We start from the raw sequence: 23884 nt of genomic DNA on the forward strand, positions 1-23884 counted from the left end.
AAGGGCGCGATCTTCACCCTCCTCGGCCTCACCCCGCGCGGTGTCCGCATGGTCCCCAGCCCTCCACTCCGGGCCATCCCAATCGCCACTCCGCCCTCGCCCTGCTCGATCGCCACGCCACCCCTCGTCCTCGATTCCCTCCACCTCTGCGGCCCGCTACCAACTCGCTGTCCTCCCCGGTCTCGTCCAGGCGACCCGCCCGGCTGCTCATGCGGGTCCGATCGCCGCTCCGTTCTCGTCTTGGTCGAGACCCTCGCCGCTCTCCGTCCTGTGTGGACACCCAGTGCCATCGGTCGCGAGGTGCCGACATGATCCTCAGCCTCCTGCTCCTGACCGCGGCCCTCCTGATCGTCACCCCGTCCAGCCGACGGCGGTTCCGGCGCGTCATGGGCCTCATTCCCCTTCGACCACCGCGACCACCCCGGCCCCGCAAGGTCGACAGCCTGCACCTCGCCGCCACCTGGGACCTGCTCGCCGCCTGTCTGCGCGCTGGACTGCCGGTCCCGACCGCCGTCTCGGCGGTGAGTGATGACCTGCCTGTCTTGCGTGGTGTGGCGGAGCAGTTGGCGTTGGGCGCCGATCCCCGCCAAGCGTGGGCTGCCGCGCTTGAGTGTCCGCACACCAAGGGTTTAGCCAGGGCCGCTCGGCGTACCGCGTTGTCCGGGGCGGGGCTCGCGGAGGTCGCCGGGCGGTTGGCGGAGGAGGTCCGCGGTCAGGTCGAGCACCAGGCCGAGGCGCGGGCGCAGCGGGCGACCGTGCTGATCACGTTGCCGCTCGGGCTCTGCTTCTTGCCCGCGTTCCTCTGCCTCGGCGTCCTCCCGGTCGTCCTCGGCCTTGTCGCTCGAACGTTCGCTCTATGACCACTCACTGGAGGCTTTCCATGCACGACTCCCTCGACGAAGGTTCGATCTCCATCGAGTTCGCGCTCATCACTTTGTGCGGCGCCGCGCTCGCCGGAGTGCTGCTCGCTGTTGTCACCAACTCCTCCGTGTCCGATGCCCTGGCTCGGCTCATCGCGGACGCGTTGTCGCCATGAAGGAAGAGGGGTCGGTGTCGGTTGAGGCGGCGATGGCTATCGGTGCCGTCGTGGCTGTGGTGTTGGTGGGGGTGGTGGGCATCGGCGCCGCCGTGGATCAGGTTCGGTGCGTTGACGCCGCGCGGGAGGCTGCGCGCTTGGCGGCCCGGGGCGAGGGCGAGCGGGCGAGGTCGACCGCCGCAGACGTCGCACCCCGTGGTGCGTCGATCGAGGTCAGGGTGCACGGGGACGAGGTGTCGGTGACGGTGCGCAGCACGCGTGCCCTCTTACCGGTGCACGGCGACGCCCACGCCGTGGTCGAGCCGGGTGCATTGCCATGACCGGCGACGGCGGGTTCGCGACGGTTTTCGCCGCCTGGGTGATCACCGGGCTCCTGTCACTGGTACTCATGGTCATGACGGTCGCTGGTGCGGTGTCCGCCCGGCACCGCGCCGAGAGCGCCGCCGACCTCGGTGCGCTGGCCGCCGCGGGACACGTGCTCGACGGTCAAGCCTGTGCTCGGGCCAGGTGGGTCGTCGAGCGGGCCGGTGCCGAGCTCGTCGGGTGCGCGGTGAGCGGTTGGGACGCCACCGTTGAGGTGGCCGTCCGACCGGCGGCGCTGATCGGCTCCGCCAGGGCCACCGCCCGAGCCGGGCCGGTCGTCGACGGCCAAGCGGTCGGGTCTGAACGGTGAACGGCATCACAACTCGGCAAGGGCCGACCGGGTGGCGTTGCTGATCACTCGCCGTGTCGACCCGCGTTTCCGCAGGTGGTGGCGGCGCTAAACGCCTCTCAACGGTTCGCTGTACGGCCGCGCGGCCGCCTCGGCGGGGTGTCCGGTGGCCCCGGGGTGACCGGTTCGCCGAGTTTGGTCGCTCCGGTCGGATGACAGGTCATTTACCTCGTCAGAGCGACCAGTTGTCGACAGCGAGTTTCGTACGGCGTCCCCGATGCCGTTGAGTGAGGTGTAGGGCGCTGAACCCGGCGCCCGCACCCCGAGGAGGCAGTGCCCGAGATGTTGGGAACCGTGAGGTCGGACAACTGGCGGCGAGCGTTCCGCGTCGAGCTGCGCGCCGAGGCGATCGGCCTCGCGTTCCGCGGCTGGCCGGTGCTGCCGGGTACCTACCCGGTGGCGGGCCACTGGGCCGGTCGCGACGGTTCCGAGGACAGCAGCGGCCCGGTGCCGGTGCACGCGGACTGGCAGGACCGGATCGGCACCCAGCCGGAGCAGGTCGCCACCTGGTGGACCGGTCAGCCCTACAGCCTGCTGCTGGCCACCGGCCTCGGCTACGACGCCATCGAGGTCGGTGACGAGCTCGGCCGCGGCGCCGCCCGCGTGCTGCGCTCGGTCGGCCTGCCGGTGCCGATCATCGCCACCCCCGAGCACCGCTGGTTCTTCCTCACCCGCACCGGACCCGGCCTCGCCGCCGAGCTGGCCGCCAACCCCGACATCGCACTGCGCGGGGCTGGCGACTGGATCACCTTGCCGCCCAGCCCGTTCCAGCACGGCGTCGTGCACTGGCGGGTCAAGCCCGAGGTGTGCGGCTGGCAGATCCCGAGCAGCGAGACCGTGCAGGACGCCCTGCTGGACGCCATGCACAGCGACATCCGCCACCTGGTGACCACCGCCCGAGACTGATCACTTCGACCACCACCCGTGGTTCGACCGGGACCACCGCCCACCCGCCCGGGCGCCCGGCCAACCACACCCAGCCTGTCCACCGGTCGACGCCGTACTCCCGCCCGAGTGCGTCGCCCACCGGACAGGCAGCCAGCCGAGTACCGCAGGAGCCTCCGGTCTCCCGCGCACAGCGTCACGGAACAGGGACAGCGGCCCAGCCGCCCAGTCGACACCCCGCCCCGGGATGACCACCCCTGCACCGGCACCAACCCGCCTCCTGGTGCCACCCGCAGGTCGAGGTACTCCCCGTCGACGGTCCCGCGCACACACTCCGTGGCCAGCGCGGTAGCAGCCCAGAGCGCCCCCACCTCGGCGGCATGCGGCGCGCCGGGAAGCGCGACCGGTCCTCGACCGGTCGCCCCCGGCGCGCTGCCGCATGTGGCGCTTGTTCGTGCGCTTGTCCACAACGGGGCTGGTTGTCCACAGGGGAAAGTTTGTGCTGCCGATCGCTTGTGTTGCCTCGGTAGGCTGTGTATTCGGGGGATCTTGGGTTAGTTGATCTTTCGGCTCGCCTGCGGCATTGCGACGGGGCCCGTGGTGGGTTGGGTGTGCTCGATGGGGCGGACTTGTTTTGCGCGGGGCCCCTGCGCCAGTCGTGGCAGGACCGCAAAGCTGGGGCCGAAGAGCATGGCCCTGTCCGCGCAGAACGCTACGACTGCCGCCACCCCACGCAAAACAAGTCCGCCCCATCGAGCAGTTGGCACCGGCGGCTTCCGAGTGTCCAGTGGCTGGGTTGAGCGGTCGGAGTCGGGGGAGTCGAGGTGGCACCGGCTGTTCCGAGTGTCCAGTGGTCGGCAATGCCGTCGGAGTCGCGGTCGTGGTCGGCGCTGCTGTTGGAGTCGGGTGGTTGCTAGGCGGGGCCTGCTCGTAGGGCTTGGGTGGCGATTCGCAGGACTTTGAGGGCGCCGGGTTTGTTGAGGGGTTCGTTGCCGTTGCCGCACTTGGGGGATTGGACGCAGGAGGGGCAGCCGGTGGGGCAGGTGCAGGCGGAGATGGCGGCGTGGGTGGCGGTGAGCCAGGGGAGGAGGGCGGCGTGGCCGCGGTCGGCGAAGCCCGCGCCTCCTGGGTGTCCGTCGTGGACGAAGATGGTGGGTTGGGCGGTGTCGGGGTGTTGGGCGGTGGAGACGCCGCCTATGTCCCAGCGGTCGCAGGTGGCGAAGAGGGGGAGCAGGCCGATCGCGGCGTGTTCGGCGGCGTGCAGGGAGCCGGGGATTTCGGGGCGGGCGAGGCCTGCGGCGTGCAGCAGGTCGGGGTCGATGGTGTACCAGACCGCCCGGGTGGTGAGGGTTTGTTCGGGGAGGTCGAGGGGGATCTGGTCCAGGACCTGGCCGGACGGGAGGCGGCGGAGGTAGCCGACTACCTGTGAGGTGACCGCGACCTCGCCCAGGCACACGGTCACTCCGCCGTAGGAGTCCTGTGACAGCGTTGACAGCACTGAGATGTCTACGACTTCGCGCGGTGTCGTAGTCCAATCAGGACTCTCTGGGTGCACCAATGCCAAGAGACCGTCGAGGTCCAGTTCGTCGACCACGTAAGAGCGGCCCTGGTGAAGATAGAGCGCTCCCTCGTGCACGGTCGAGCAGGCCCGGCCTTGTCCTACCGTCCCCAGCATCCGCCCAGAGTCGGCTTCCACCACCGCGACTTGTTCGCCGCCCGAGCCGCGGATGTCGACCTCGGCGTGCGGGCGATCCTTAGCAGTCCAGTACCACCCGTTAGGTCGCTTACGCAGCGTCCCAGACGAAACCAGCGAGTCGAGGACAGCGCGGGCCCCCTCGCCGAACGCGGGTAGGTCCGAGGCTGTAAGAGGCAGTTCGGCTGCCGCGCATGCCAGCTGCGGAGCCAAGACGTATGGGTTGTCGGGGTCGGTGACGGTTGCTTCCACCGGTTTGTCGAGGATCGCCTCGGGGTGGTGCACCAAGTAGGTGTCCAACGGATCGTCCCGGGCCACGAACACGACAAGTGCCGAATCGCCCGAGCGTCCTGCCCGGCCCGCCTGCTGCCAGAACGATGCCAGCGTGCCCGGGTAGCCCGCCATCACCACCGCGTCCAACCCGGCGATGTCGACACCGAGCTCGAGTGCGTTGGTGCTGGCCACGCCCAGCAGGTCACCCGACGCCAACGCGTGCTCCAGTGCGCGGCGCTCTTCGGGCAAGAAGCCCGCGCGGTACGCGGCGACCCTGCTGGACAGCGATCGGTCCACGTCGTCCAGGATCCGCCGGGCACCCAAAGCCGTCAGCTCCGCGCCGAGCCGGGAGCGGACGAACACCAGGGACCGCGCGCCCTCGATCACCAGGTCCGCCAGGATCCGGGAGCTCTCCGCGCCCGCCGACCGCCGGACCGGGGCGCCGTTCTCCCCGGCGAGGTCGGTCAGCGGCGGCTCCCACAGCGCGACGGTCCGCGACCCGCGCGGCGAGTGGTCGTCGGCGACCGCGACGCAGTCCACACCGGACAGTCGGGTCGCCGACGCGGCCGGGTCGGACACCGTGGCCGAGGCCAGGACGAACACCGGGTCGGCGCCGTAGCTGCGGGCGACGCGGCGGAGGCGGCGCAGCAGGAGGGCGACGTGCGAGCCGAAGACGCCCCGGTAGGAGTGGCACTCGTCGACGACCACGTACCGCAGGCGGCGGAAGAAGGTCGTCCAGCGGCCGTGCGCGGGCAGGATGCCCCGGTGGACCATGTCCGGGTTGGTGAAGATCCACCTGGAGTGGGCGCGCACCCAGTCGCGTTCGACCATCGGCGTGTCGCCGTCGTAGCTCGCGGCCCTGAGGTCGGTCAGCCCCAGTTCGTGCGCGGCGCGGAGTTGGTCGGCGCCCAATGCTTTGGTGGGCGAGATATATAGAGCCGTCGCGCGCGGGTCTTCGGTCAGCGTCGCCGCGACCGGTAGCTGGTAGGCGAGTGACTTCCCCGAAGCCGTGCCTGTCGAGATCACGACGCTGCGGCCCGCGAAGGCGTGCTCGGCGGCGGCAACCTGGTGCGCCCACGGAACGCGGACACCGCCGCGGATGAACGCCTCGCGCACCACGTCCGGTGTCCACGCGGGCCACGGTTCGGTGGACTCGGTCCTGGCGGGCAGTTCGGCGACATGTGTGACCGGACTCTCACCGCTGGGCACCCCGGCCAGCACGCGGCCGAGCAGAACAGCGCCGCGATCGGTCGCCGCGTCGACACTCACCCGTCGAGCTTCGCACATCCGATCGACCAGCAGGCCCCCGGGCAAGATGATCATGAGATTTTGATCACACTCCGCCCTCGCAACATCACTTAACGTGCACGGTATGGGACAGCTCGCGTAGGTGATCCGCTTTACCAATAGACTCCGCCGACATCCCACCGTTTGTGGTGGCGCACACGCGAAAACGGGGCCGGTAGACGTCTTGTGGTAATGGCGGATGACGGCGCTGTGACACGCAGATCATCAGGAGGACGGATGTCTGGGCAGTTCCTCGCGGAGGGCCTGACGCTCACCGGCGGGGACCGCGGTGTAGTCGCCGTGGTCGCCGTGATCGCCCTCGCCGCTCTTGCCGTCGGCTATGTGCTGCTCAAGGAGGTCCTGGCCGCAGGCCAGGGCACCGCGAAGATGCAGGACATCGCCAAAGCGGTCCAGGAGGGCGCGGCGGCTTATCTGAAGCGGCAGCGAAACACTCTTCTCATCTTCGGCACAGCTGTGTTCCTGCTGCTGTTCCTGCTACCCGCCGACACCGCGGGTGAACGGATAGGCCGGTCCCTGTTCTTCCTCGTTGGTGCGGTGTTCTCGTTCACCATCGGCTACCTGGGCATGTGGCTCGCCACCCAGGCCAACCTGCGCGTCGCCGCCGCCTCCATCGAGGACGGCGGCCGGGAGAAGGCGACCCGCATCGCCTTCCGCACCGGTGGCGCGGTCGGCATGGCCACCGTCGGCCTCGGCCTCTTCGGCGCGGCGATCGTGGTGCTGGTCTACACCGGCACCGCGCCCAAGGTGTTGGAGGGCTTCGGCTTCGGCGCCGCGCTGATCGCGATGTTCATGCGCGTCGGCGGCGGCATCTTCACCAAGGCGGCCGACGTCGGTGCCGACCTGGTCGGCAAGGTCGAGCAGAACATCCCCGAGGACGACCCGCGCAACGCCGCCACCATCGCCGACAACGTCGGTGACAACGTGGGTGACTGCGCGGGCATGGCGGCCGACCTGTTCGAGTCCTACGCGGTGACCCTGGTCGCCGCGCTGATCCTGGGCAGCACCGCCTTCGGCGCGTCCGGCCTGCTGTTCCCGCTGATCGTCCCCGCCCTCGGCGTGATCACCGCGATCCTCGGCGTCTACATCACCAAGGCGCGCCCGGGGGAGAACGGCCTGACCGCGATCAACCGGTCCTTCTACATCTCCGCGCTCGTCTCGGCCGTGCTGTGCACCGCGGCGTCGTTCATCTTCCTGCCCGGCTCGTTCTCCGAGCTGGTGGGCAGCGAGCAGCAGAGCACCGCGGGCAGCCCGGCCGTGATCGCCGCGGTCGCGGTGATCATCGGCATCGTGCTGGCAGGCGTGATCCTCTGGCTGACCGGCTACTACACCGGCACCGAGCACAAGCCGGTCCAGGAGGTCGGCAGGACCTCGCTGACCGGTGCGGCCACGGTGATCCTCTCCGGCATCTCGGTCGGTTTCGAGTCCGCCGTGTACACCGCGATCGTCATCGGCGCGGCCGTCTACGGCGCGTTCCTGCTGTCCGGGTCGATCGTGGTGGCGCTGTTCGCCATCGCGCTCGCGGGCTGCGGTCTGCTCACCACCGTCGGCGTGATCGTCGCGATGGACACCTTCGGCCCGGTCTCCGACAACGCCCAGGGCATCGCGGAGATGTCCGGTGACGTGCACGGCGAGGGCGCGCAGATCCTCACCGAGCTCGACGCGGTCGGCAACACCACCAAGGCCATCACCAAGGGCATCGCGATCGCCACCGCGGTGCTGGCCGCGACCGCGCTGTTCGGCTCCTACCAGGACGCCATCGGCAAGGCGCTCAAGAGCGTCGGCCAGACGATCGGTGACGGCGGCAACGCCTTCCTCTACGAGGTGTTCAGCCCGAACGTCCTCGTCGGCCTGGTGATCGGCGCTGCGGTCGTGTTCATGTTCTCCGGGCTCGCGGTCAACGCGGTGACCCGCGCGGCAGGCGCGATCGTGTTCGAGGTGCGCCGCCAGTTCCGCGAGATCCCCGGGATCATGGAGGGCACCGGCAAGCCCGAGTACGGCCGCGTGGTCGACATCTGCACCCGCGACTCGCTGCGCGAGCTGGCCACCCCCGGTCTGCTCGCGGTGCTCGCCCCGATCGCGGTCGGCTTCGGCCTCGGCGTCGGCCCGCTCGCCGGGTACCTCGCCGGCGCGATCGCGACCGGCACGCTGATGGCGGTGTTCCTGGCCAACGCCGGTGGCGCGTGGGACAACGCGAAGAAGTTGGTCGAGGACGGCAACCACGGCGGCAAGGGGTCCGACGCGCACGCCGCGACGGTCATCGGCGACACCGTCGGCGACCCGTTCAAGGACACCGCCGGTCCGGCGATCAACCCGCTGATCAAGGTGATGAACCTGGTCTCGGTGCTGATCGCGCCCGCCATCGTCACCCTGTCGGTCGGCGCGAACGCCTCGACCGGCGTGCGGGTCGCGATCGCGGCGGTCGCGGTGCTGCTGATCGTGGCGGCCGTGGTGGTCTCCAAGCGGCGCGGCACGGCCATCGTCGACTCCCCGGCCGAGGCTCCCGCCAACGCCTGAGCAGGCAACTGAACCGATGAGGCAGGTCCCGGGTCCGGGACCTGCCTCATCCGGTCTCTGGCTGGTCCGGGGCCCGTGGGACCATCGTGGCATCGCCGGGCGAGTCCCCGGAGGAACCAATTTGAGGAGAACTGACATGGCGCGTCGATTCGTCGCGATCACCGCGGCGACCGCTGCCCTGGCCATCGGACTCACCGGGTGCGGCGGCAACGACAGCAAGGACGCGGGCGCCTCCAGCGCACCCGCCGGTGCCACCACCACCGCCGCCACCTCGGCCGCGTCCGGCGGCGACGCCACCGCGTGGGCGGAGAAGGTCTGCGCGTCGGTCGCGCCGCAGGTCACCGCGCTCTCGGCGCAGCCGCAGATCGACCAGAGCGACCCGGTCAAGGCCCAGGCCAGCCTGGTCGAGTACCTGGACAAGTTCGCCGGTGCGCTGGACAAGATGATCAGCAGCTTCGCCGACGCCGGTGACCCGCCGGTCGCCGACGGCAAGAAGCTGGTCGAGAGCGCGACCGGGGCCCTCGAGGAGGCCAAGACCGCGGTCGAGACCGCGAAGAAGAACCTCGCGGCGGCGTCGCCGTCGGACCCGGCCGCTTTCCAGGCCGCGTTCGTGAAGGTCGGCGAGGACCTGCAGGCGCTGTCCAAGCTGGAGGACCCGACCAAGGGCCTGCGCGGCAGCGCGGAGCTGGACAAGGCGTTCAAGGAGGCCCCCAGCTGCAAGGCGCTCGACGGCGACTCCGCTTCTGGCACCGCCAGCAGCACGCCGACCTCCTGATCACCAGGGGTACCGGACTGATCGCGGCCGCGGCGGGCGTCCTGCTCGCCGCGGCCTGCGGTGCCACGCCTGAACCGGACCCCGCCACCCGCGTCGACTGGGCCGACCGCTTCTGCGCGGTCGTGGCCGACACCGCGCACGTCCTGGCGACCCCGGTGCCCGACATCGACCTCGACGACCCGTCGGCCGCCCGCACCGCGCTCAGCGCCTACCTGGCCGCCGTCACCGAAGGCCTCACCCGCGCCGTCACCGCGATTGACGCGCTCGAAGTCTCCCCGATCACCGGGGGCGACCACCTGGCCCAGGTCGCCGCGGACACCTACCGCGGCCTGCGCGCCCCGCTCGCCGAGGCCAGGACCGCGCTCGACGACAACACCGGCCCGCAGATCGTCGCCGAGGTGGCCGCCGAGGTCGTGCCCAAGGTCGCCGCGCTGGACCTGGCCGATCCGCTCGCGGGCGGCACCGGCTCCGACTTCACCCGATGGGCCGAACGCGCGCCCCGGTGCGCCCACCTGCCCGGCCTGCACGGCTGACCCGTACGGGGTCGCGGGCATTCCGCCGTTCGGGTCAGCAACGGCCCCGGTCACCAGGGGTTCGGGCCCGCGCGACCTTTACCGTGATCGAACTGCTGTTCTACTCTGGCCGTCGTGGCGCAGCAGATGTCCTTCTTCTCCGCCGAGGCGCGCCACCCCAGGGTCGCCGACCTCGCGGGCCTGCTGTGCGGGCCGGGGCGGACGGTCACCTTCGCCAAGGCGACCGCGCGGCTGCTGGTCCCCATAGACGCCCCCTGGCGGGTGAAAGCACTGGTCAGGGCCTGCGCTGAGCGCGGGGTCGGTGCCGAGTCGCACACCGACGAGCAGGGCGGCACCTGGCTGCGGACCGCCTTCCGGGTCGACCTCGCCCCGCTCGCCGCCGACTGGGGCTGCCAGGACAAGGCCGTGCCCGCCGGGTTCGTGCCCGATGGGGCGGCGTTGCGGATGTGGGTCGCCGCGGTCGGGTGCTGGGCCGAGGGCTCCTACCTGCTGCCGCTGGACCCCGACGCCCCGACCACCCACGAACCTCTCGCCTCGGCCCTCGCGCAGTGCGGTTTACCTGCGACAACGGTCCAATCCGATGCCGTGGGACCCGCGCTGCGGTTGATCGGCAGGCGGCGCCTGGGCAGGCTCCGCGAGCTGGTCGGACCACCCGCCGGAGCGGGCTGCGCGGACCAGTGGCCCGCCGTTTCCCGGATGCGCGTCGTGTCCTGAGCGTGCTAGAGGTGGAAATAGGGGCATACTTCGTCGGCCGATCCGCCGTGCTGGGGCAACCTGGGAGTGGGCTCCCCCGGTGCGGCGTGCACACTGGCAGGCTGACGCGGGACGGACACGGGGTAAGAAGAGAGCGGGACACGTGGCAGGCTCGACTGGGACGAAGAACGGCAACGGCACGGGCGGTGCTGAGCCACGTCGGCTCGTGATCGTCGAGTCGCCAGCGAAGGCGCGCAAGATCGCCTCGTACCTCGGCCGCAACTTCGTCGTCGAGTCATCCCGCGGCCACATCCGCGACCTGCCGCGCAAGGCGGCCGAGGTGCCGGAGAAGTTCAAGGGCGAGGCCTGGTCGAACCTGGGCGTCAACGTGGACAACGGCTTCGAGCCGATCTACATCGTCACCCCGGACAAGAAGTCCACGGTCACCGAGCTCAAGGGCCTGCTCAAGGACGTCGACGAGCTCTACCTGGCGACAGACGGCGACCGCGAGGGCGAGGCCATCGCCTGGCACCTGCTCGAGGCGCTCAAGCCCAAGGTGCCGGTGCGCCGGATGGTCTTCCACGAGATCACCGAGCCCGCCATCCTCGCCGCCGCGCAGAACACCCGCGACCTCGACCGCGACCTGGTCGACGCCCAGGAGACCAGGCGCATCCTCGACCGGCTCTACGGCTACGAGGTCAGCCCGGTGCTGTGGAAGAAGGTCATGCCGAGGCTCTCGGCTGGCCGCGTGCAGTCGGTGGCGACCAGGATCGTGGTGCAGCGCGAGCGCGAGCGGATGGCGTTCATCGCGGCCACCTACTGGGACATCTCGGCCACCATGGACGCCGGTGCCGAGGCCGAGCCGCGCAACTTCGGTGCCCGCCTGCTGTCGGTCGACGGCACGCGCCTGGCCACCGGCCGCGACTTCGGTCCGGACGGCAAGCTCAAGGGCAGCCAGGTCCTCTTGCTCGAAGAGGCCGAGGCCCGTCGTCTTACCGAGGCGCTGCAAGGGGCGGCTCTTACCGTCTCCAGCGTCGAGGAGAAGCCGTACACCCGTAAGCCTTACGCGCCGTTCATGACGTCGACGCTGCAGCAGGAGGCGGGCCGCAAGCTGCGGTTCGGCTCGGACCGCACGATGCGCACGGCCCAGCGGCTCTACGAGAACGGCTACATCACCTACATGCGTACCGACAGCACCACGCTGTCGGAGACCGCGATCCAGGCGGCCCGCACGCAGGCCTCAGACCTCTACGGCCCGCAGTTCGTGCACCCGACCCCCCGCCAGTACACCCGCAAGGTCAAGAACGCCCAGGAGGCGCACGAGGCCATCCGCCCGGCCGGTGAGGTGTTCCGCACCCCCGGCCAGGTCGCCGGTGAGCTGGAGACCGACGAGTTCCGCCTCTACGAGCTGATCTGGCAGCGCACCATCGCCTCGCAGATGGCCGACGTGCGCGGCACCACGATGACCGTGCGGATCACCGGCAACGCCACCAGCGGCGAGGAGTGCGTGTTCTCCTCCTCCGGCCGCACCATCACCTTCCCCGGCTTCCTGCGCGCCTACGTCGAGGCCGTGGACTCCGAGGCCGGTGGCGAGGCCGACGACGCCGAGCGCCGCCTGCCGCTGCTGACCAAGGGCCACGCGGTCACCGCGACCGAACTGGCCGCCGACGGGCACACCACCAGCCCGCCGCCGCGCTACTCCGAGCCCAGCCTGGTCAAGGCGCTCGAGGAGCTGGGCATCGGCCGCCCGTCGACCTACGCCTCGATCATCAACACCATCCAGGACCGCGGCTACGTGTGGAAGAAGGGCTCCGCGCTGGTCCCGTCCTGGATCGCCTTCTCCGTGGTCGGCCTGCTCGAGCAGCACTTCGAGCGACTGGTCGACTACGACTTCACCGCCGCCATGGAGGAGGAGCTCGACGGCATCGCCGCGGGCACCCAGCAGCGCACCAACTGGCTGTCCGGGTTCTACTTCGGCGGCCCCATCGGCCCCGAGGGCTCGGTCGGGCGCTCCGGCGGCCTCAAGAAGCTGGTCGGCTCCGGCGTCGAGCACATCGACGCCAAGGTGGTCAACTCCATCGAGGTCTTCAAGGACGCCGAGGAGCGGTCGGTCGTGGTCCGCGTCGGCCGGTACGGGCCGTACCTGGAGCGCGAGGTCGACGGCGCGGCGCAGCGGGCGAACCTGCCGGAGGACCTGCCGCCGGACGAGCTCAGCGTGGAGATCGCCGAGAAGCTGTTCGCCACCCCGGTCGAGGGCCGCTCGCTGGGCACCGACCCGGTCACCGGCCACGAGGTCGTGGCCAAGGAGGGCCGTTTTGGGCCGTACGTGACCGAGGTGCTGCCCGAGGTCGAGGAGCCGCCGCCCGCCGAGGGCGCCAAGAAGACCAGGGCCAAGGCGCCCGCCAAGCCCAAGCCGCGCACCGGCTCGCTGTTCAAGTCGATGACGCTGGACACGGTCACCCTCGACGACGCGCTCAAGCTGCTGTCGCTGCCGCGCGTGGTCGGCGTCGACCCGGCCAACAACGAGGAGATCACCGCGCAGAACGGCCGCTACGGCCCGTACCTCAAGCGCGGCACCGACTCGCGGTCGCTCGCCGGTGAGGACCAGATCTTCACGGTCACCCTGGACGAGGCGCTCAAGATCTACGCCGAGCCCAAGAAGCGCGGTCGGCAGAGCGCGGCCACCGCGCCGCCGCTGCGCGAGATGGGCACCGACCCGGCGTCCGGCAAGCCGATGGTGATCAAGGACGGCCGGTTCGGGCCCTACGTCACCGACGGCGAGACCAACGCCTCGCTGCGCAAGTCCGACGCGGTCGAGTCGATCACCGACGAGCGCGCGGCCGAGCTGCTGGCGGAGAAGCGCGCCAAGGGCCCGGCGCCGAAGCGGGCGCCTGCCGCGCGCAAGGCACCGGCCAAGAAGGCGACCGCGGCGAAGTCGACGGCGACCAAGACGGCCACGGCCAAGACCAGCACGGCCAAGACTGCCGCTGCCAAGACTGCTGCGGCCAAGAAAACCACCGCCAAGTCGAACTAGTGGCTCGACCCAGGAGGTTGGTGGGGTATCGGCCTGTCCACGGCGTTCCTGGCAAGGCGCCGGAACGGCCTCGTACTGGGCGTACTCGGTCGTTTCGGCAACGCAGCCAGGGACGTCGTGGGCAGGTCGAGATCCCGTCAACCTCCTGGGTTGGGCCACTCGGCGCCCGGCAAGATCACGCGATGTCACCCGCTCTCAGCATGGGCCGGCTAGCCTGTGCCCGACGAGGTGCAGTCGTCACCCGGGTGGCGTAGCCCGGTTCGCGCCGTTAGCCCGGTGTGACCGGGGCCCTGCGTGCCGTGCGCCACCCGGATGACCAGGCCAGACCCGCTTCCCGGTTACCCTGGGACAGGTCGGGCCGCGTGGAAGGTGGGTGGGGGTCTGAACAGCGAGAGCAGTGCGGGCACCGTGACGGCGGCGGTTGAGCCGGGGGCGGACGCCTCCATGGCGCACCGGGCCCGCAGCGTGCTGTCCATCCGCCCCTTCCGCAGGCTGTGGGGCGTCACCTACCTGTGCAGCGTCGGTGACTGGCTGTCGCTGCTCGCGCTGACCGGCCTGGTCACGCAGGCCACCGAGGACTACAAGGCGCAGAGCTTCGCCTTCGCCGGTGTCGTGCTCACCCAGTTGCTGCCCGGCCTGCTGTTCGCCCCGCTGGGCGGCCTGTTCGCCGACCGGTTCGACCGGCGCAAGGTGATGGTGCTCGCCGACGTCGGCCGGTTCGGGCTGCTGCTGTCGATCGCCATCGTCGGCTCGCCGCTGTGGCTGTTCATCGGCAACTTCCTGGTCGGTTGCTGCGCGCTGCTGTGGATCCCGTCCAAGGACGCCGCGGTGCCCAACCTGCTGCGCAGGCCGGACCAGGTCGAGACGGCCAACCAGCTGGGCATGGTGATGACCTACGGGATCGCCGTGATCAGCGCCGGTGGCCTCTACGCGGCGATCACCGGGATAAACACCAACTTCAGCCTGCAGACCGCCGCCTCGGAGGCGGGCGCGACCAGGCTGGTGCTGTTCATCGTCGCGGCCCTCTACCTGGCCAGCGCGGTCACCATCGCCACCCGGATCCCCGAGCTGTCGCGGCGGGTGTCGACCGCGCCCGTGGTCCCGCAGGCGGACAAGCCAGACACCAGCGGCGGGTTCGGCGCGATGGTGCGCGACGCGGCCCGGTTCGTGCGGACCTCCCCGCTGGTGCGCGGCCTGCTGATCGGCATGATCGGCGCGTTCGTCGCCGCCGGTGCCCTGGTCGGCTCGTCGCAGGTCTACGCGACCAGCGTGCTCGGCGGCCAGGCCAGCTTCGGCCTGCTGTTCGTCGCGCTGTTCATCGGCCTGGCCACCGGGATGGGCGGGGCGCCGAAGCTGGCCCGCAAGCTGCCGCGCAACCGGCTGTTCGGCATCGCGATCGTCACCGCGGGCCTCGACCTGCTGCTGGTGGCGCTCTCTCCGCACCTGGTGGTCTCGCTGATCACCGTCGCCATCCTCGGCATGTGCGCTGGCGCGGCCTTCCTCACCGGCGTCACCATCATCGGCACCGAGGTCGACGACTCGATCCGCGGCCGGATCAACGCCATCTACCAGTCGCTGATGAAGATCATCTTCGCTGGCGGGATGGCGCTCACCCCGGTGCTGGTCGGCCTGGTCGCCCCGCACAGCATCAGCCTGTTCGGCCGCTCGATGATCGTCGACGGGACCCGGCCGGTGCTGCTGGGCGCGGGCCTGCTGGCCACCGTGATGGGCGTGCTGGCCTACCGGCAGATGGACGACCGCCGCTCGGAGACGATCCTGTCCGACCTGCGCGCCGCGATCAGCCGCAAGCCGCGCAGGCGGTCGAGCGGGCTGCTCATCGCGGTCGAGGGCAACACCCACATCGACACCTCCACCCAGGCCACGCTGCTCGCCGAGTGGCTGCGGGCGAACTCGGGCACCGAGGTCCTGCTCGCCGCCGACCCCGCCCTCGACGACGTGCGGCTGCGCACGGTGCTCACCGGCGCGGGCCTCAACAGCGCCCGCGCGCACGCCCTCGTCGCCGCCGCGGTGCGGGCCGACCTGGTGGAGCGGGAGATCCAGCCCGCGCTCGACCGCGGCGCAGTCGTGGTGATGGAGCGTTTCGTCGACAGCCCGCTCGCGCACCTGTCGGTCGCCGCCGGGCTCGACCCGAGCGAGCTGGAGGGCCTGGCCGACTGGGCGACCGAGCGGCTGCGCCCCGACATCACCGTGCTGCTCGACCGCGACCCGGCCACCCTGACGCCGCGCGCGGGCAACGCGGAGCATCATTGGCACGTGCAGAGCGTGCTCACCGACATGGCTGCCGCCGACCCGGACCGCTACGTGGTGGTCGACGGCGACGGGTCGGCCACCGACGTCCACGACCGGGTGCTGATCGCGGTGCGCACCACGATGGCCGGGCGCCGCTTGACCGAGTTCGCGCTCACAGAGGCGCGCTGATGGCGGTGTGGTCGCAGCTGGTCGGCCAGACCGACGCGGTCGAGGTGCTCAGCGCGGCCGCCACCGCTGCGGCCCACCTGGTCGACGGCACCGGCTCGGCCGCCGGGATGACGCACGCCTGGTTGTTCACCGGTCCGCCGGGGTCCGGCCGCTCGGTCGCCGCGCGCGCCTTCGCGGCGGCGCTGCAGTGCACGACGCCGGGCGGTGTCGGCTGCGGCGAGTGCCAGGGCTGCCACACGTCGATGTCGGGCACCCACGCCGACGTGCGGATGGTCGTGCCGGAGGGGCTGTCGATCTCCGTGGCCGAGATGCGCGCCCTGGTGCAGACCTCGGCGCGGCGGCCGACCGGCGGGCGCTGGCAGGTCGTGGTGATCACCGACGCCGACCGGCTCACCGAGGGCGCGGCCAACGCCCTGCTCAAGGCGGTCGAGGAACCACCGGCGCGGACCGTGTTCCTGCTCTGCGCGCCCTCGGACCACCCGGACGACGTGTCGGTCACCATCCGGTCCCGGTGCCGCGTCGTGGCGCTGCGGACCCCGTCGGCACCCGCGATCGCCGAGGTCCTGCAGCTGCGGGACCGCATCGACGCGGAGACGGCGTCCTGGGCCGCCTCGGTGTGCGGCGGCCACGTCGGGCGCGCGCGGCGACTGGCCACGGACCCCTCCGCCCGTGAGCGGCGGGACAAGGTGCTGCGCATCCCGATCAACCTGCGGCGGCTGTCGGACGTGTTCGACGCGGCGGACGACCTGGTCAAGGCGGCGGAGACGGACGCTGGCGAGGTCAGCGGGTCCCGGGACGAGGCCGAGAAGGAGGCCTTGAAGACCGCGCTCGGGGCGGGCGGCACTGGCAAGGGCACCGCGTCGGCGACCAGGGGGAGTGCCGGGGCGATCAAGGAACTCGAGCGCAGGCAGAAGTCCCGGGCGACCAGGACCCAACGCGATGCGCTCGACCTCGCGTTGGTCGACCTGGCCGGGTTCTACCGCGACGTGCTGGTGACCTCCTCTGGTTCACCGGCCGCGCTGAACCACCCGGACCATTCTTCGAGTTCTTCGCAAGCGGCGGAGAAATGGACTCCGGAGTCCACCCTCCGCCGCTTGGAAGCCGTTCTTTCCTGTCGCGAGGCGATCGAACTGAACGTCAAACCGCGGATCGCGGTCGAGGCGATGATCACCCAGCTCTACGTTGGCTGAGTCGCCGCTTCTTAGGTAATGCGGCGACGAGCACCACGCCGAGCATGAGCATTGCGGTGCCGGTCCAGAAAATGGGCACGGAATGGTAAGCGGCGTTCGTGTAAGCCAGTGCGGGCCCCTTCGGCTGCGGCGCGGGCGGCGCTTGGGGCGGTGTTGAAGCCGCCGAGCACACCACACCACCGGTCGGCGCGTAGGCCCTGGCGACCTGCTCACCCAGCGAGATCTGCGCCAGCGCCGACGGCAGGTTCGGCAGCCCGAGGGCGTCCGTGGGCAGTACCTGGAGGTCGAGCAGCCGCGCGGTCGCCCCGAGCTGATACCCCTTGAACGGCTGCGTCGACTCCTCCGACTTCTGGTTCAGCCCGGCGACGGAAAGCCGCAGCACCCCGAGGTCCAATTTCGACAACCCGGTCGGCAACGCCTGCCCGGTGCCGAGCAGGGTGCCGATGATGGGCAATTTGTCCACCGGGTTCTGCAGCGGGATTCCAATGGGGACGTCCAACCGGGGGTTCGCCGCGTCCAACCTGCCCATGCTCTTCCCGCCCTGGATGACTTCCAGAACGGGCGCGGTGTAGCGGACCGACGAAGTGGCTTTGTCGCCAGTGGAGGTAACCGTGAGCGTCGGCTGGCTGACCACGTTGATGGACAGCTCGAAAGGCGTGCCCGCCAGCAACTTGACCGCCGCCACCTGCAGCGTCGATGTGGACTCGACGGCCTTGGTGGCCGAGCCGGGGATGTCCACGAGGCGGACGACGGAGCGGGCCGAGAGGGTGTTGGGGAGGCTGAGCAGGGAGGAGTTGCCCAGGACACCGCCGAGCGTGCTGAGCCCGCCGGTGAGGTTCTTGAGCCCGCCGATCACGGCCTGGTCAGCGGCAGGATCCAGGTTCGGCGCGTCGAATACCCCAGTGAGGTCGGGGGTGCTGGGCAGGGTGGGGATCGCGTTGAGCGCGGAGAGACTGGCCAACTCGGTCGAAGAGTCGGCGATCGTGCCTACGCAGTTGTCGTTCCACTGCGCCTGCACCCGCCCGTTAAGCACCCCCACCTTCACCAACGCATCCAACGGCGTAGACGGCGGGTTGAGCCCCCCACTCCGGGGCTCACCGTTAGGCGGCGCGGTCTGCGCCAACGCCCCCGGAGCCTGCGGACTAGCCCCCTGCACAGCAATCCCCCCAGGCGTCGCCTGAGCTATAGACCGCTCAAAGCTCAGGTACGCCTCGGAGTTGACCTGCGCACTGGCCAACCCGAACCCAACCTCCACCCCAGCCTGCTTAGGTAACTTGTCCTCAGCCCCCGGGATGATCGACCGCGTAGGCGCCGAGTTCGGTAAGAGCCTGACCACGGCCAGCCCAGTCCCAGCATCCCCCACCGCATGGCTGTTGACGTTAGGCACCACAGCAGGCGGTGCACCCGGATCAGCCCCCGGCGGCACCGGCGTAGTCGGTGGCTGCGCAGCAGCAGGCCCCGCGGCCAGCACCAACAGCGCCACCGCCCCGGGTAAGGCAACCAGACGCATCGAAGCTCCTCTCGCGCACCTACTCCCCAGTAAACGACGTAGCCGCCTGCAAGTCACGCCCGGGTACCCGCTATAGTGGTCACCGGTCACGCCGCCTTAGCTCAGTCGGCCAGAGCGGTTCACTCGTAATGAACAGGTCAAGGGTTCGATTCCCTTAGGCGGCTCGCAGGTCAGAGGGGTCGTCCCGGTTTCGGGGCGGCCCCTCTGGCGTTGTCATGGGGGAAAACACAGCGCAGGTGCCGGTGGGTCGGCGCTAGCTTCGGCTGGTGGACTACTTCTCGGGTGCGATCACCGACGAGGCCGGGTTGCGGGAGATCTACGCGTCGCCGCCGCCGCGGGCTTGGGACAAGGTGGTGGGGGAGATGGACGCGTTGGCGCGGGAGTTCGTGGCTTGTGCGCCGATCGTGTTCGTGGGCAGCTACGACGCCGGTGGGCGGTGTGATGTCACGCCGCGGGGTGGGCCGCCGGGGTTCGTGGGGGTGGCGGAGGACGGGACGGTCCTGATCCCGGACGCGACGGGGAACAAGCGGATCGACACGTTCCGCAACGTGGTGCAGACGGGGCGGGTCGGGTTGGTGTTCGTGATCCCGGGGCGCGGTCAGACGCTGCGTGTCAACGGGCGGGCGTGCGTCACGGCGCGGCCGGACGTGCTCGACGGGCTCACCGCGGTGGGGAAGCCGCCGATGCTGGCGCTCGTGGTCGCGCCGGATGAGGTGTTCACCCACTGCCCCAAGGCTTTCGTGCGCTCGCACCTGTGGGAGCCGCAGACCTGGCCGGACGCTTCGACGCAGCCGGACCCGGCGGCGTTGTCGCACGGGCACCTGGGCGACCCGACGCTCACCGTCGAAGACGTGCGGCAGAGCCAAGTCGACTCGCTGCTGTACCGGTTGGACTAGTCGCCGCCGCGGCACGGCGGGCCCCACAGGCCGACCGCCGAAGCCTGCGCCGCCGACTGGGCCTCGGTCAACGACCGCGCGGCGACGGCGGTGGTCTTGCCCATGCCGTTGACCAGGGCCAGCCGGGCGAAGTCGGTGCCGTCGGACAGGCGCACCGAGTCCAGCTCGCTGATCCGGACTTCCTTGCCGCGCAACGCATCCCGCGCGAACGCCAGTGCGGGCGCGCGCCAGCAGTCGCCCGGGTCCGCGAGGCCCGCCACCACGACCCGCTCGCCCGCCGAGGTCAGGACGGTTCGGGCGTCGAGGACGTCGGACACCACGGCTTTCGCCTGCGCGGGTGGTGCCGACGCCGCGGTGGCGGACCCCGCGGTCCCGTGCGGGGTGGTGGGCGGTGCGCTGCCCGCCGCCCCGGTCTCCGCCCGGCCGCAGGCCCCGGTCAGGGTGAGGCACAGCAGCGCGGTGATCGTGCGCATCTGCCTCCCTGTCGACCGGACGGTGTGGATAGTCCATCGGAGACAGACACGAGCTGTTACTTGAACGTTCAGTAGTCACTCGTTCGGCGCAAGGTCAGGCGAGGCGGCGCCGGACCGCCGCGCTGAGCAGGTCGACCGCCACCACGAGCACGAGGACCATCAGGATGTAGGTCGCCATCTCGTCGAACTCGAACAGCTGGATCGACTGGTTGATCAGGAACCCCACGCCGCCAGCGCCGACGAGACCGAGCACGAGCGACGAGCGCACGTTCACGTCGAACCGGTACAGCAGTAGCCCGATCAGCGCAGGCACCACCGCTGGCAGCACCGCGTTCGCGATCACCTGCGGCTCGCTGGCGCCCGACACCCGCAGCGCGTCGGCTGGCCCGGGGTCGACCTCGTCCATCGCCTCCGACCACAGCTTGCCCATCACCCCGACGTTGTGGCAGATCAGCGCGAGCACACCGGCGAACGGGCCGAGCCCGACCGCGGTGACGAAGATCAGCGCGAACACCACATCCGGTACCGCGCGCAGGAACGACATGACCGAGCGTGACACCTGGTACACGATCCGGTTGCGCCCGCGCGTGCCCATGACGGCGAACAGCAGTGCTGCCGGAACGGACAGCGTGGTGCCGAGCAGGCCGATCGCGAGCGTGGTCAGGCAGGCCTCGAGGCCCGGCTGGACCACCGTCGCCCAGTCCAGGTCCGGCGGCAGCGCCTCGGCGAGGAACCGCGCCATCCCGCGCCACCCGTCGACGAGCGCGCCAGGTGACACTTCCGTTGTCTCCCAAGCGAAGACGTGCGCCACCCCGAGTACCGCGATCACCACGGCCGCGGTCAGGTACTTGCGGGCGCTCATGCGGCTGCCGCCCGGTCTGGCGCGTACAGTGCGTCGATGTCCATATCGGATAGTTCAGATCCCTTGGTGGACAAGCGGATCTCGCCGTTCAGCAACCCGAGTACCCGATCGGCATATCTGCGCGCGAGGTCTGGTTGGTGCAGCACCGCGGCGACCGCCAGCCCATCGTTGTGCGCGAGCTTCTGCAGGAGCTCCATCACCTGCGTTGCGGCAGCGGGGTCGAGCGCGGACACGGGCTCGTCGGCCAGCAGTACTTTTGCACCCTGGCACAGCGCTCGTGCGATCGCGACCCGCTGTTGCTGCCCGCCGGAGAGGCTGCCAGCCCGGTCCTTCGCCCGGTCGGCCAGCCCAACCCGGTCGAGGCAGGCCATGGCGCGGTCGCGGAGGTCCTTGGGGAACAGCGCGGGGGTGAGCGAACGCGACAGCGGCAGTCCCGCCAACCCGCCCGCGCACACGTTGTCGACCACGTTGCGCCTGCGCACGAGGTGGATCTGCTGGAACACCATCGCCGCGGCCCGCCCCGCGACCCTGACCACCCCCGCGTCGGCCTCGACCAGCCCCACCACACACCGCAACGCCGTCGACTTCCCCGACCCGTTCGCGCCGAGCAGGGCCACCAGCTCCCCCGCCCCGACCGAGAAATCAACCCCGTTGAGCACCGTCCGCTCGCCGAACGATTTCCGCAGCCCAGTCACGGTGAGACCGCTTTCCATGCCCACTTCCCTTTCCACACCAACCACCCGACCGGCTGAACTTCCCCGCCCCCACCACCCCCGACCTGGCCATCCACTTATCCACAACCCCCGCCGTTGTCCCCAGCAAACCGCGCGACCCCCTCCCGCCTGCCAGCGCCGATAGACTGGACCAGGGACGCCCCCCGGGGAGTGGTGGGGGCTGCGGTTTTGGGGATTGCGGGGGAAATCAGTGGGGGGTGGGCTGGTGGGGGACCGAACTGCTCGGTCAGTCGGGGGTGTGGCGAGGGTGGTCGGTTAAACGTCGCCTTCGGTGAGGCCTAGGGTGTCGGCCAGGTCGAAGAGGGGCTGGTAGGTGGCCTTGTCGACGGTGACGAGGGGGCCTGCGGGGTCTACGTCGAGGAACTTGCCGACCTTGGCGACTTCTTCTGGTTTGAGGTTGAGCAGGGCCTTGCGGACGGCGTCCTTGAAGGCGGGGTCCATCGAGCCCGCGACGGTGATCGGGTCGTTGGGGATCGGGTCGGAGGCCCAGACCTGGCGGAACTTGGTGTCGTCGAAGGTGCCCGCGGCCTTGGCGGTGGCCAGTTGCTGGGTGTTGATCTCGGCGGCGTCGACCTTGCCGTTGGTGAGGGCGAGGAGGGCTTCTGGGTGGCCGCCCGCGTAGTCGAGCTTCACCGAGGACTTGTCCAGGTTCAGCTTGGCCAGTGCGGCCCGGGGCAGGGCGTCGCCCGAGGTGGAGCCGGGTTCGGAGAGGGCCAGCGACTTGCCGCGCAGGTCGGCGAGGGACTGGATCGGGGAGTCCTTGGGAACCCAGATGCCCGCCTTGTAGCTGGTCAGCTTCCCTTGCGCGTCACCGAAGGAGACCAGCGGCTCGGCGCCTGCGCGGCGGCTGGCGAAGACGAAGCCGAGCGGGCCGAACTGGGCCAGTTCCAGCTTGCCGTTCTGCATGGCCAGCACCTCGGCCGAGTAGTCCTGCACCACCTGCAGCTTCACCGGGCAGTTCAGCTCCCGCTTCAGCGCGCCGGTGAGCACCTCGTAGGCCGGGGTCAGCTTGGCCGGGTCCTCGTAGGGTTCGATCCCGAATCTGATCTCGCCGTTCGGGCAGGTCTTCGACTCACCGGCGGCGGGTTCGCCGCTGCCGCAGGCGGTGAGGGCCATGGCCGCGGCGGCGACCAGGACGACGATGCGCTTCATGATGCTCCTAGGCTGTCGAGAACGGTGGGGGCGAGGCCGAACGCGGTGGTCATGCCGATGCCGGAGGTCACCGACACCACGCGGACCTCGGGGGAGGGTTGGGCGATCAGGAACTCGGCCCGCTCGGCGGCGGCGTAGACGCCGCGCCAGCGGGCGCGCACGGCGAGGCGGTCGACGCCGAGCAGGCGGGCGGTTTCCCGCAGGACGAGGTCGCCGGTCGGCTCGTCGTCGAACGGGTCGTGGGTGGTGCCGTACCGGTGGGTGTCACCGATGACGAGATCACCGTCGGGGCGCTGGGTGAACATCAGGTTCATCGCGACCTCGAGCAGTTCGGGGTCGGTGCGGGTCAACCGCTGCCGGACCGCCTCTGCCGACGGGCAGGCGCTCAGCCCCGCGTACCGCAGCATCGACAGTCCGGATAGGACAGCGGGGGCGAAGGTAACGGAGTCCGGTGTGGACACTTGCATCATCCGCAGCAGGCACCGCTGGACCCCGGCCGCGTCTGCTACGTCGGGCAGCAGGCGGTCGATGTCGTGCCCTACGGCGACCACGACGCGATCGGCGGTCACGGTGCCTCGGGTCGTGTGCACCGCGCCCGACTCGACACCGGTGACCGTTGTGCGCCAACGGAACTCGACGCCGTGCTCGGCCAGCCACGCCGCCACGGCGGGGACGGCTTCGCGCGGGTCGACGCGCAGGTCCAGCGGGAGCCAGGCGCCACCGACGACCTCGGGGGAGACCACCGGCAGGTGCGCGCGAACCCCGGCCGCGTCCAGCAACCGCACCTGGTCGCCGCGCTGGGCTGCGAACTCGGCGAGTACCGCGACCTCGTCCTCCGCCCGCGCGGCGACCACGGTTCCCGCTTCGGACAGCCAGAACCCCGCCTTCGCGGCCAGTCGCAGCCACCGCTCCCGCGCGGCGAGCCCGTAGGTCAACGCGTCGCCGTGCTGGGCGGTCAGGCAGATGTGGCCGAAGTTGCGGATCGAGGCGCCGACCGCGCGGTCATCGCGGTCGAGCACCACAACCCGCAGGCCGCGGTCGGCTGCCTCGACGGCGTGGGCGAGGCCGACGATGCCCGCGCCGACGACGACGAGGTCTGCTCGGGGGTTCATGGCTACAGAAGGTGCGGGTCGCCGGTCGGTGATCGCAAGGCCTCAACGGGACTTGTTTGA

At 70.6% G+C, this 23884-nt stretch carries 20 protein-coding genes and 1 tRNA gene; 14 read left to right on the plus strand and 7 right to left on the minus strand.

Annotation, left to right across the window (positions count from 1 at the left end; genetic code table 11):
- Positions 1-308 precede the first annotated feature (308 nt).
- The 5 genes from JOD54_RS08275 to JOD54_RS08295 all read left to right on the plus strand — a co-directional run bounded on the left by JOD54_RS08275 (position 309) and on the right by JOD54_RS08295 (position 2654).
- Positions 309-860 (plus strand): type II secretion system F family protein, encoded by a 552-nt coding sequence (locus JOD54_RS08275; RefSeq protein ID WP_204449958.1) that lies wholly within the window; start codon positions 309-311, stop codon positions 858-860.
- A complete protein-coding gene (locus JOD54_RS08280) occupies positions 857-1036 on the plus strand; it encodes a DUF4244 domain-containing protein (protein ID WP_204449959.1) in 180 nt (59 codons plus the stop codon). The genes JOD54_RS08275 and JOD54_RS08280 overlap by 4 nt, the downstream gene beginning before the upstream one ends.
- Positions 1033-1356, plus strand: coding sequence for a TadE family type IV pilus minor pilin (locus tag JOD54_RS08285; protein WP_204449960.1), 324 nt, complete (start codon positions 1033-1035; stop codon positions 1354-1356). Before JOD54_RS08280 ends, JOD54_RS08285 begins: the two co-directional genes overlap by 4 nt.
- On the plus strand, positions 1353-1709 hold the full coding sequence (locus tag JOD54_RS08290; RefSeq protein ID WP_204449961.1) for an Rv3654c family TadE-like protein: 357 nt from the start codon (positions 1353-1355) through the stop codon (positions 1707-1709). The genes JOD54_RS08285 and JOD54_RS08290 overlap by 4 nt, the downstream gene beginning before the upstream one ends.
- A 321-nt stretch (positions 1710-2030) precedes the next feature.
- Entirely contained in the window at positions 2031-2654 is a 624-nt protein-coding gene (locus JOD54_RS08295) for a bifunctional DNA primase/polymerase (RefSeq protein WP_204449962.1), read from the plus strand.
- An 892-nt stretch (positions 2655-3546) separates the two neighbouring features.
- Here the strand turns inward: JOD54_RS08295 and sftH are convergent.
- Complete coding sequence (gene sftH, locus JOD54_RS08300) at positions 3547-5868, minus strand: DEAD/DEAH box helicase (RefSeq protein WP_307859887.1); 2322 nt, start codon at positions 5866-5868, stop codon at positions 3547-3549.
- A gap of 255 nt (positions 5869-6123) precedes the next feature.
- Between sftH and JOD54_RS08305 the strand changes: the two genes are divergently transcribed.
- The 7 genes from JOD54_RS08305 to JOD54_RS08335 all read left to right on the plus strand — a co-directional run bounded on the left by JOD54_RS08305 (position 6124) and on the right by JOD54_RS08335 (position 17085).
- Positions 6124-8421, plus strand: coding sequence for a sodium-translocating pyrophosphatase (locus JOD54_RS08305; RefSeq protein ID WP_204449963.1), 2298 nt, complete (start codon positions 6124-6126; stop codon positions 8419-8421).
- A gap of 136 nt (positions 8422-8557) precedes the next feature.
- Complete coding sequence (locus JOD54_RS08310; protein ID WP_204449964.1) at positions 8558-9196, plus strand: hypothetical protein; 639 nt, start codon at positions 8558-8560, stop codon at positions 9194-9196.
- A gap of 122 nt (positions 9197-9318) precedes the next feature.
- Positions 9319-9729 carry a hypothetical protein gene (locus JOD54_RS08315; RefSeq protein ID WP_204449965.1) on the plus strand — a complete coding sequence of 137 codons (411 nt, stop codon included), beginning with the start codon at positions 9319-9321 and terminating at the stop codon, positions 9727-9729.
- A gap of 114 nt (positions 9730-9843) precedes the next feature.
- Positions 9844-10443 (plus strand): hypothetical protein, encoded by a 600-nt coding sequence (locus JOD54_RS08320; protein WP_307859888.1) that lies wholly within the window; start codon positions 9844-9846, stop codon positions 10441-10443.
- A gap of 142 nt (positions 10444-10585) precedes the next feature.
- The gene (gene topA, locus JOD54_RS08325; protein ID WP_204449966.1) at positions 10586-13456 is read left to right on the plus strand and encodes a type I DNA topoisomerase; all 2871 of its coding nucleotides are present in this window, start codon (positions 10586-10588) and stop codon (positions 13454-13456) included.
- 444 nt (positions 13457-13900) lie between these two features.
- Positions 13901-15895: a bifunctional MFS transporter/dTMP kinase gene (locus JOD54_RS08330; protein WP_239574118.1), complete on the plus strand. Its 1995-nt coding sequence runs from the start codon at positions 13901-13903 to the stop codon at positions 15893-15895.
- The gene (locus tag JOD54_RS08335; RefSeq protein WP_204449968.1) at positions 15895-17085 is read left to right on the plus strand and encodes a DNA polymerase III subunit delta'; all 1191 of its coding nucleotides are present in this window, start codon (positions 15895-15897) and stop codon (positions 17083-17085) included. The genes JOD54_RS08330 and JOD54_RS08335 overlap by 1 nt, the downstream gene beginning before the upstream one ends.
- On the opposite strand, the gene JOD54_RS08340 is transcribed toward JOD54_RS08335, so the two are convergent.
- Positions 17063-18130: a hypothetical protein gene (locus tag JOD54_RS08340; RefSeq protein WP_307859889.1), complete on the minus strand. Its 1068-nt coding sequence runs from the start codon at positions 18128-18130 to the stop codon at positions 17063-17065. The two genes, JOD54_RS08335 and JOD54_RS08340, sit on opposite strands and share 23 nt — an antisense overlap.
- A 555-nt stretch (positions 18131-18685) precedes the next feature.
- Here JOD54_RS08340 and JOD54_RS08345 point away from each other — a divergent pair.
- Together JOD54_RS08345 and JOD54_RS08350 are read left to right on the plus strand one after the other, a co-directional pair.
- Positions 18686-18759: transfer RNA gene (locus tag JOD54_RS08345), tRNA-Thr, on the plus strand.
- A gap of 102 nt (positions 18760-18861) precedes the next feature.
- The gene (locus tag JOD54_RS08350) at positions 18862-19491 is read left to right on the plus strand and encodes an MSMEG_1061 family FMN-dependent PPOX-type flavoprotein (protein ID WP_204449970.1); all 630 of its coding nucleotides are present in this window, start codon (positions 18862-18864) and stop codon (positions 19489-19491) included.
- On the opposite strand, the gene JOD54_RS08355 is transcribed toward JOD54_RS08350, so the two are convergent.
- From JOD54_RS08355 to JOD54_RS08375, 5 genes are all read right to left on the minus strand, one after another.
- Positions 19488-19964: a hypothetical protein gene (locus JOD54_RS08355; RefSeq protein ID WP_204449971.1), complete on the minus strand. Its 477-nt coding sequence runs from the start codon at positions 19962-19964 to the stop codon at positions 19488-19490. The two genes, JOD54_RS08350 and JOD54_RS08355, sit on opposite strands and share 4 nt — an antisense overlap.
- A gap of 94 nt (positions 19965-20058) precedes the next feature.
- Positions 20059-20826, minus strand: coding sequence for a phosphonate ABC transporter, permease protein PhnE (phnE, locus tag JOD54_RS08360; RefSeq protein ID WP_204449972.1), 768 nt, complete (start codon positions 20824-20826; stop codon positions 20059-20061).
- The gene (locus JOD54_RS08365; protein ID WP_204449973.1) at positions 20823-21539 is read right to left on the minus strand and encodes a phosphonate ABC transporter ATP-binding protein; all 717 of its coding nucleotides are present in this window, start codon (positions 21537-21539) and stop codon (positions 20823-20825) included. Before JOD54_RS08365 ends, phnE begins: the two co-directional genes overlap by 4 nt.
- A 276-nt stretch (positions 21540-21815) precedes the next feature.
- Positions 21816-22712: a phosphate/phosphite/phosphonate ABC transporter substrate-binding protein gene (locus JOD54_RS08370; RefSeq protein WP_204449974.1), complete on the minus strand. Its 897-nt coding sequence runs from the start codon at positions 22710-22712 to the stop codon at positions 21816-21818.
- Positions 22709-23824 (minus strand): TIGR03364 family FAD-dependent oxidoreductase, encoded by a 1116-nt coding sequence (locus JOD54_RS08375; protein ID WP_204449975.1) that lies wholly within the window; start codon positions 23822-23824, stop codon positions 22709-22711. The genes JOD54_RS08370 and JOD54_RS08375 overlap by 4 nt, the downstream gene beginning before the upstream one ends.
- Positions 23825-23884: the final 60 nt, after the last annotated feature.

Origin of the sequence: Actinokineospora baliensis (genome assembly GCF_016907695.1) — a bacterium.
In the GTDB taxonomy this organism is placed as follows: domain Bacteria; phylum Actinomycetota; class Actinomycetes; order Mycobacteriales; family Pseudonocardiaceae; genus Actinokineospora; species Actinokineospora baliensis.

Coding starts and splice junctions, on each gene's coding strand:
- JOD54_RS08290 (WP_204449961.1), top strand. CDS start 1,353: ATGACCGGCGACGGCGGGTTCGCGACGGTTTTCGCCGCCTGGGTGATC.
- JOD54_RS08370 (WP_204449974.1), bottom strand. CDS start 22,712: ATGAAGCGCATCGTCGTCCTGGTCGCCGCCGCGGCCATGGCCCTCACC.
- JOD54_RS08295 (WP_204449962.1), top strand. CDS start 2,031: ATGTTGGGAACCGTGAGGTCGGACAACTGGCGGCGAGCGTTCCGCGTC.
- JOD54_RS08365 (WP_204449973.1), bottom strand. CDS start 21,539: ATGGAAAGCGGTCTCACCGTGACTGGGCTGCGGAAATCGTTCGGCGAG.
- JOD54_RS08335 (WP_204449968.1), top strand. CDS start 15,895: ATGGCGGTGTGGTCGCAGCTGGTCGGCCAGACCGACGCGGTCGAGGTG.
- JOD54_RS08305 (WP_204449963.1), top strand. CDS start 6,124: ATGTCTGGGCAGTTCCTCGCGGAGGGCCTGACGCTCACCGGCGGGGAC.
- phnE (WP_204449972.1), bottom strand. CDS start 20,826: ATGAGCGCCCGCAAGTACCTGACCGCGGCCGTGGTGATCGCGGTACTC.
- JOD54_RS08310 (WP_204449964.1), top strand. CDS start 8,558: ATGGCGCGTCGATTCGTCGCGATCACCGCGGCGACCGCTGCCCTGGCC.
- JOD54_RS08355 (WP_204449971.1), bottom strand. CDS start 19,964: ATGCGCACGATCACCGCGCTGCTGTGCCTCACCCTGACCGGGGCCTGC.
- JOD54_RS08375 (WP_204449975.1), bottom strand. CDS start 23,824: ATGAACCCCCGAGCAGACCTCGTCGTCGTCGGCGCGGGCATCGTCGGC.
- JOD54_RS08330 (WP_239574118.1), top strand. CDS start 13,901: ATGGCGCACCGGGCCCGCAGCGTGCTGTCCATCCGCCCCTTCCGCAGG.
- JOD54_RS08275 (WP_204449958.1), top strand. CDS start 309: ATGATCCTCAGCCTCCTGCTCCTGACCGCGGCCCTCCTGATCGTCACC.
- JOD54_RS08285 (WP_204449960.1), top strand. CDS start 1,033: ATGAAGGAAGAGGGGTCGGTGTCGGTTGAGGCGGCGATGGCTATCGGT.
- JOD54_RS08280 (WP_204449959.1), top strand. CDS start 857: ATGACCACTCACTGGAGGCTTTCCATGCACGACTCCCTCGACGAAGGT.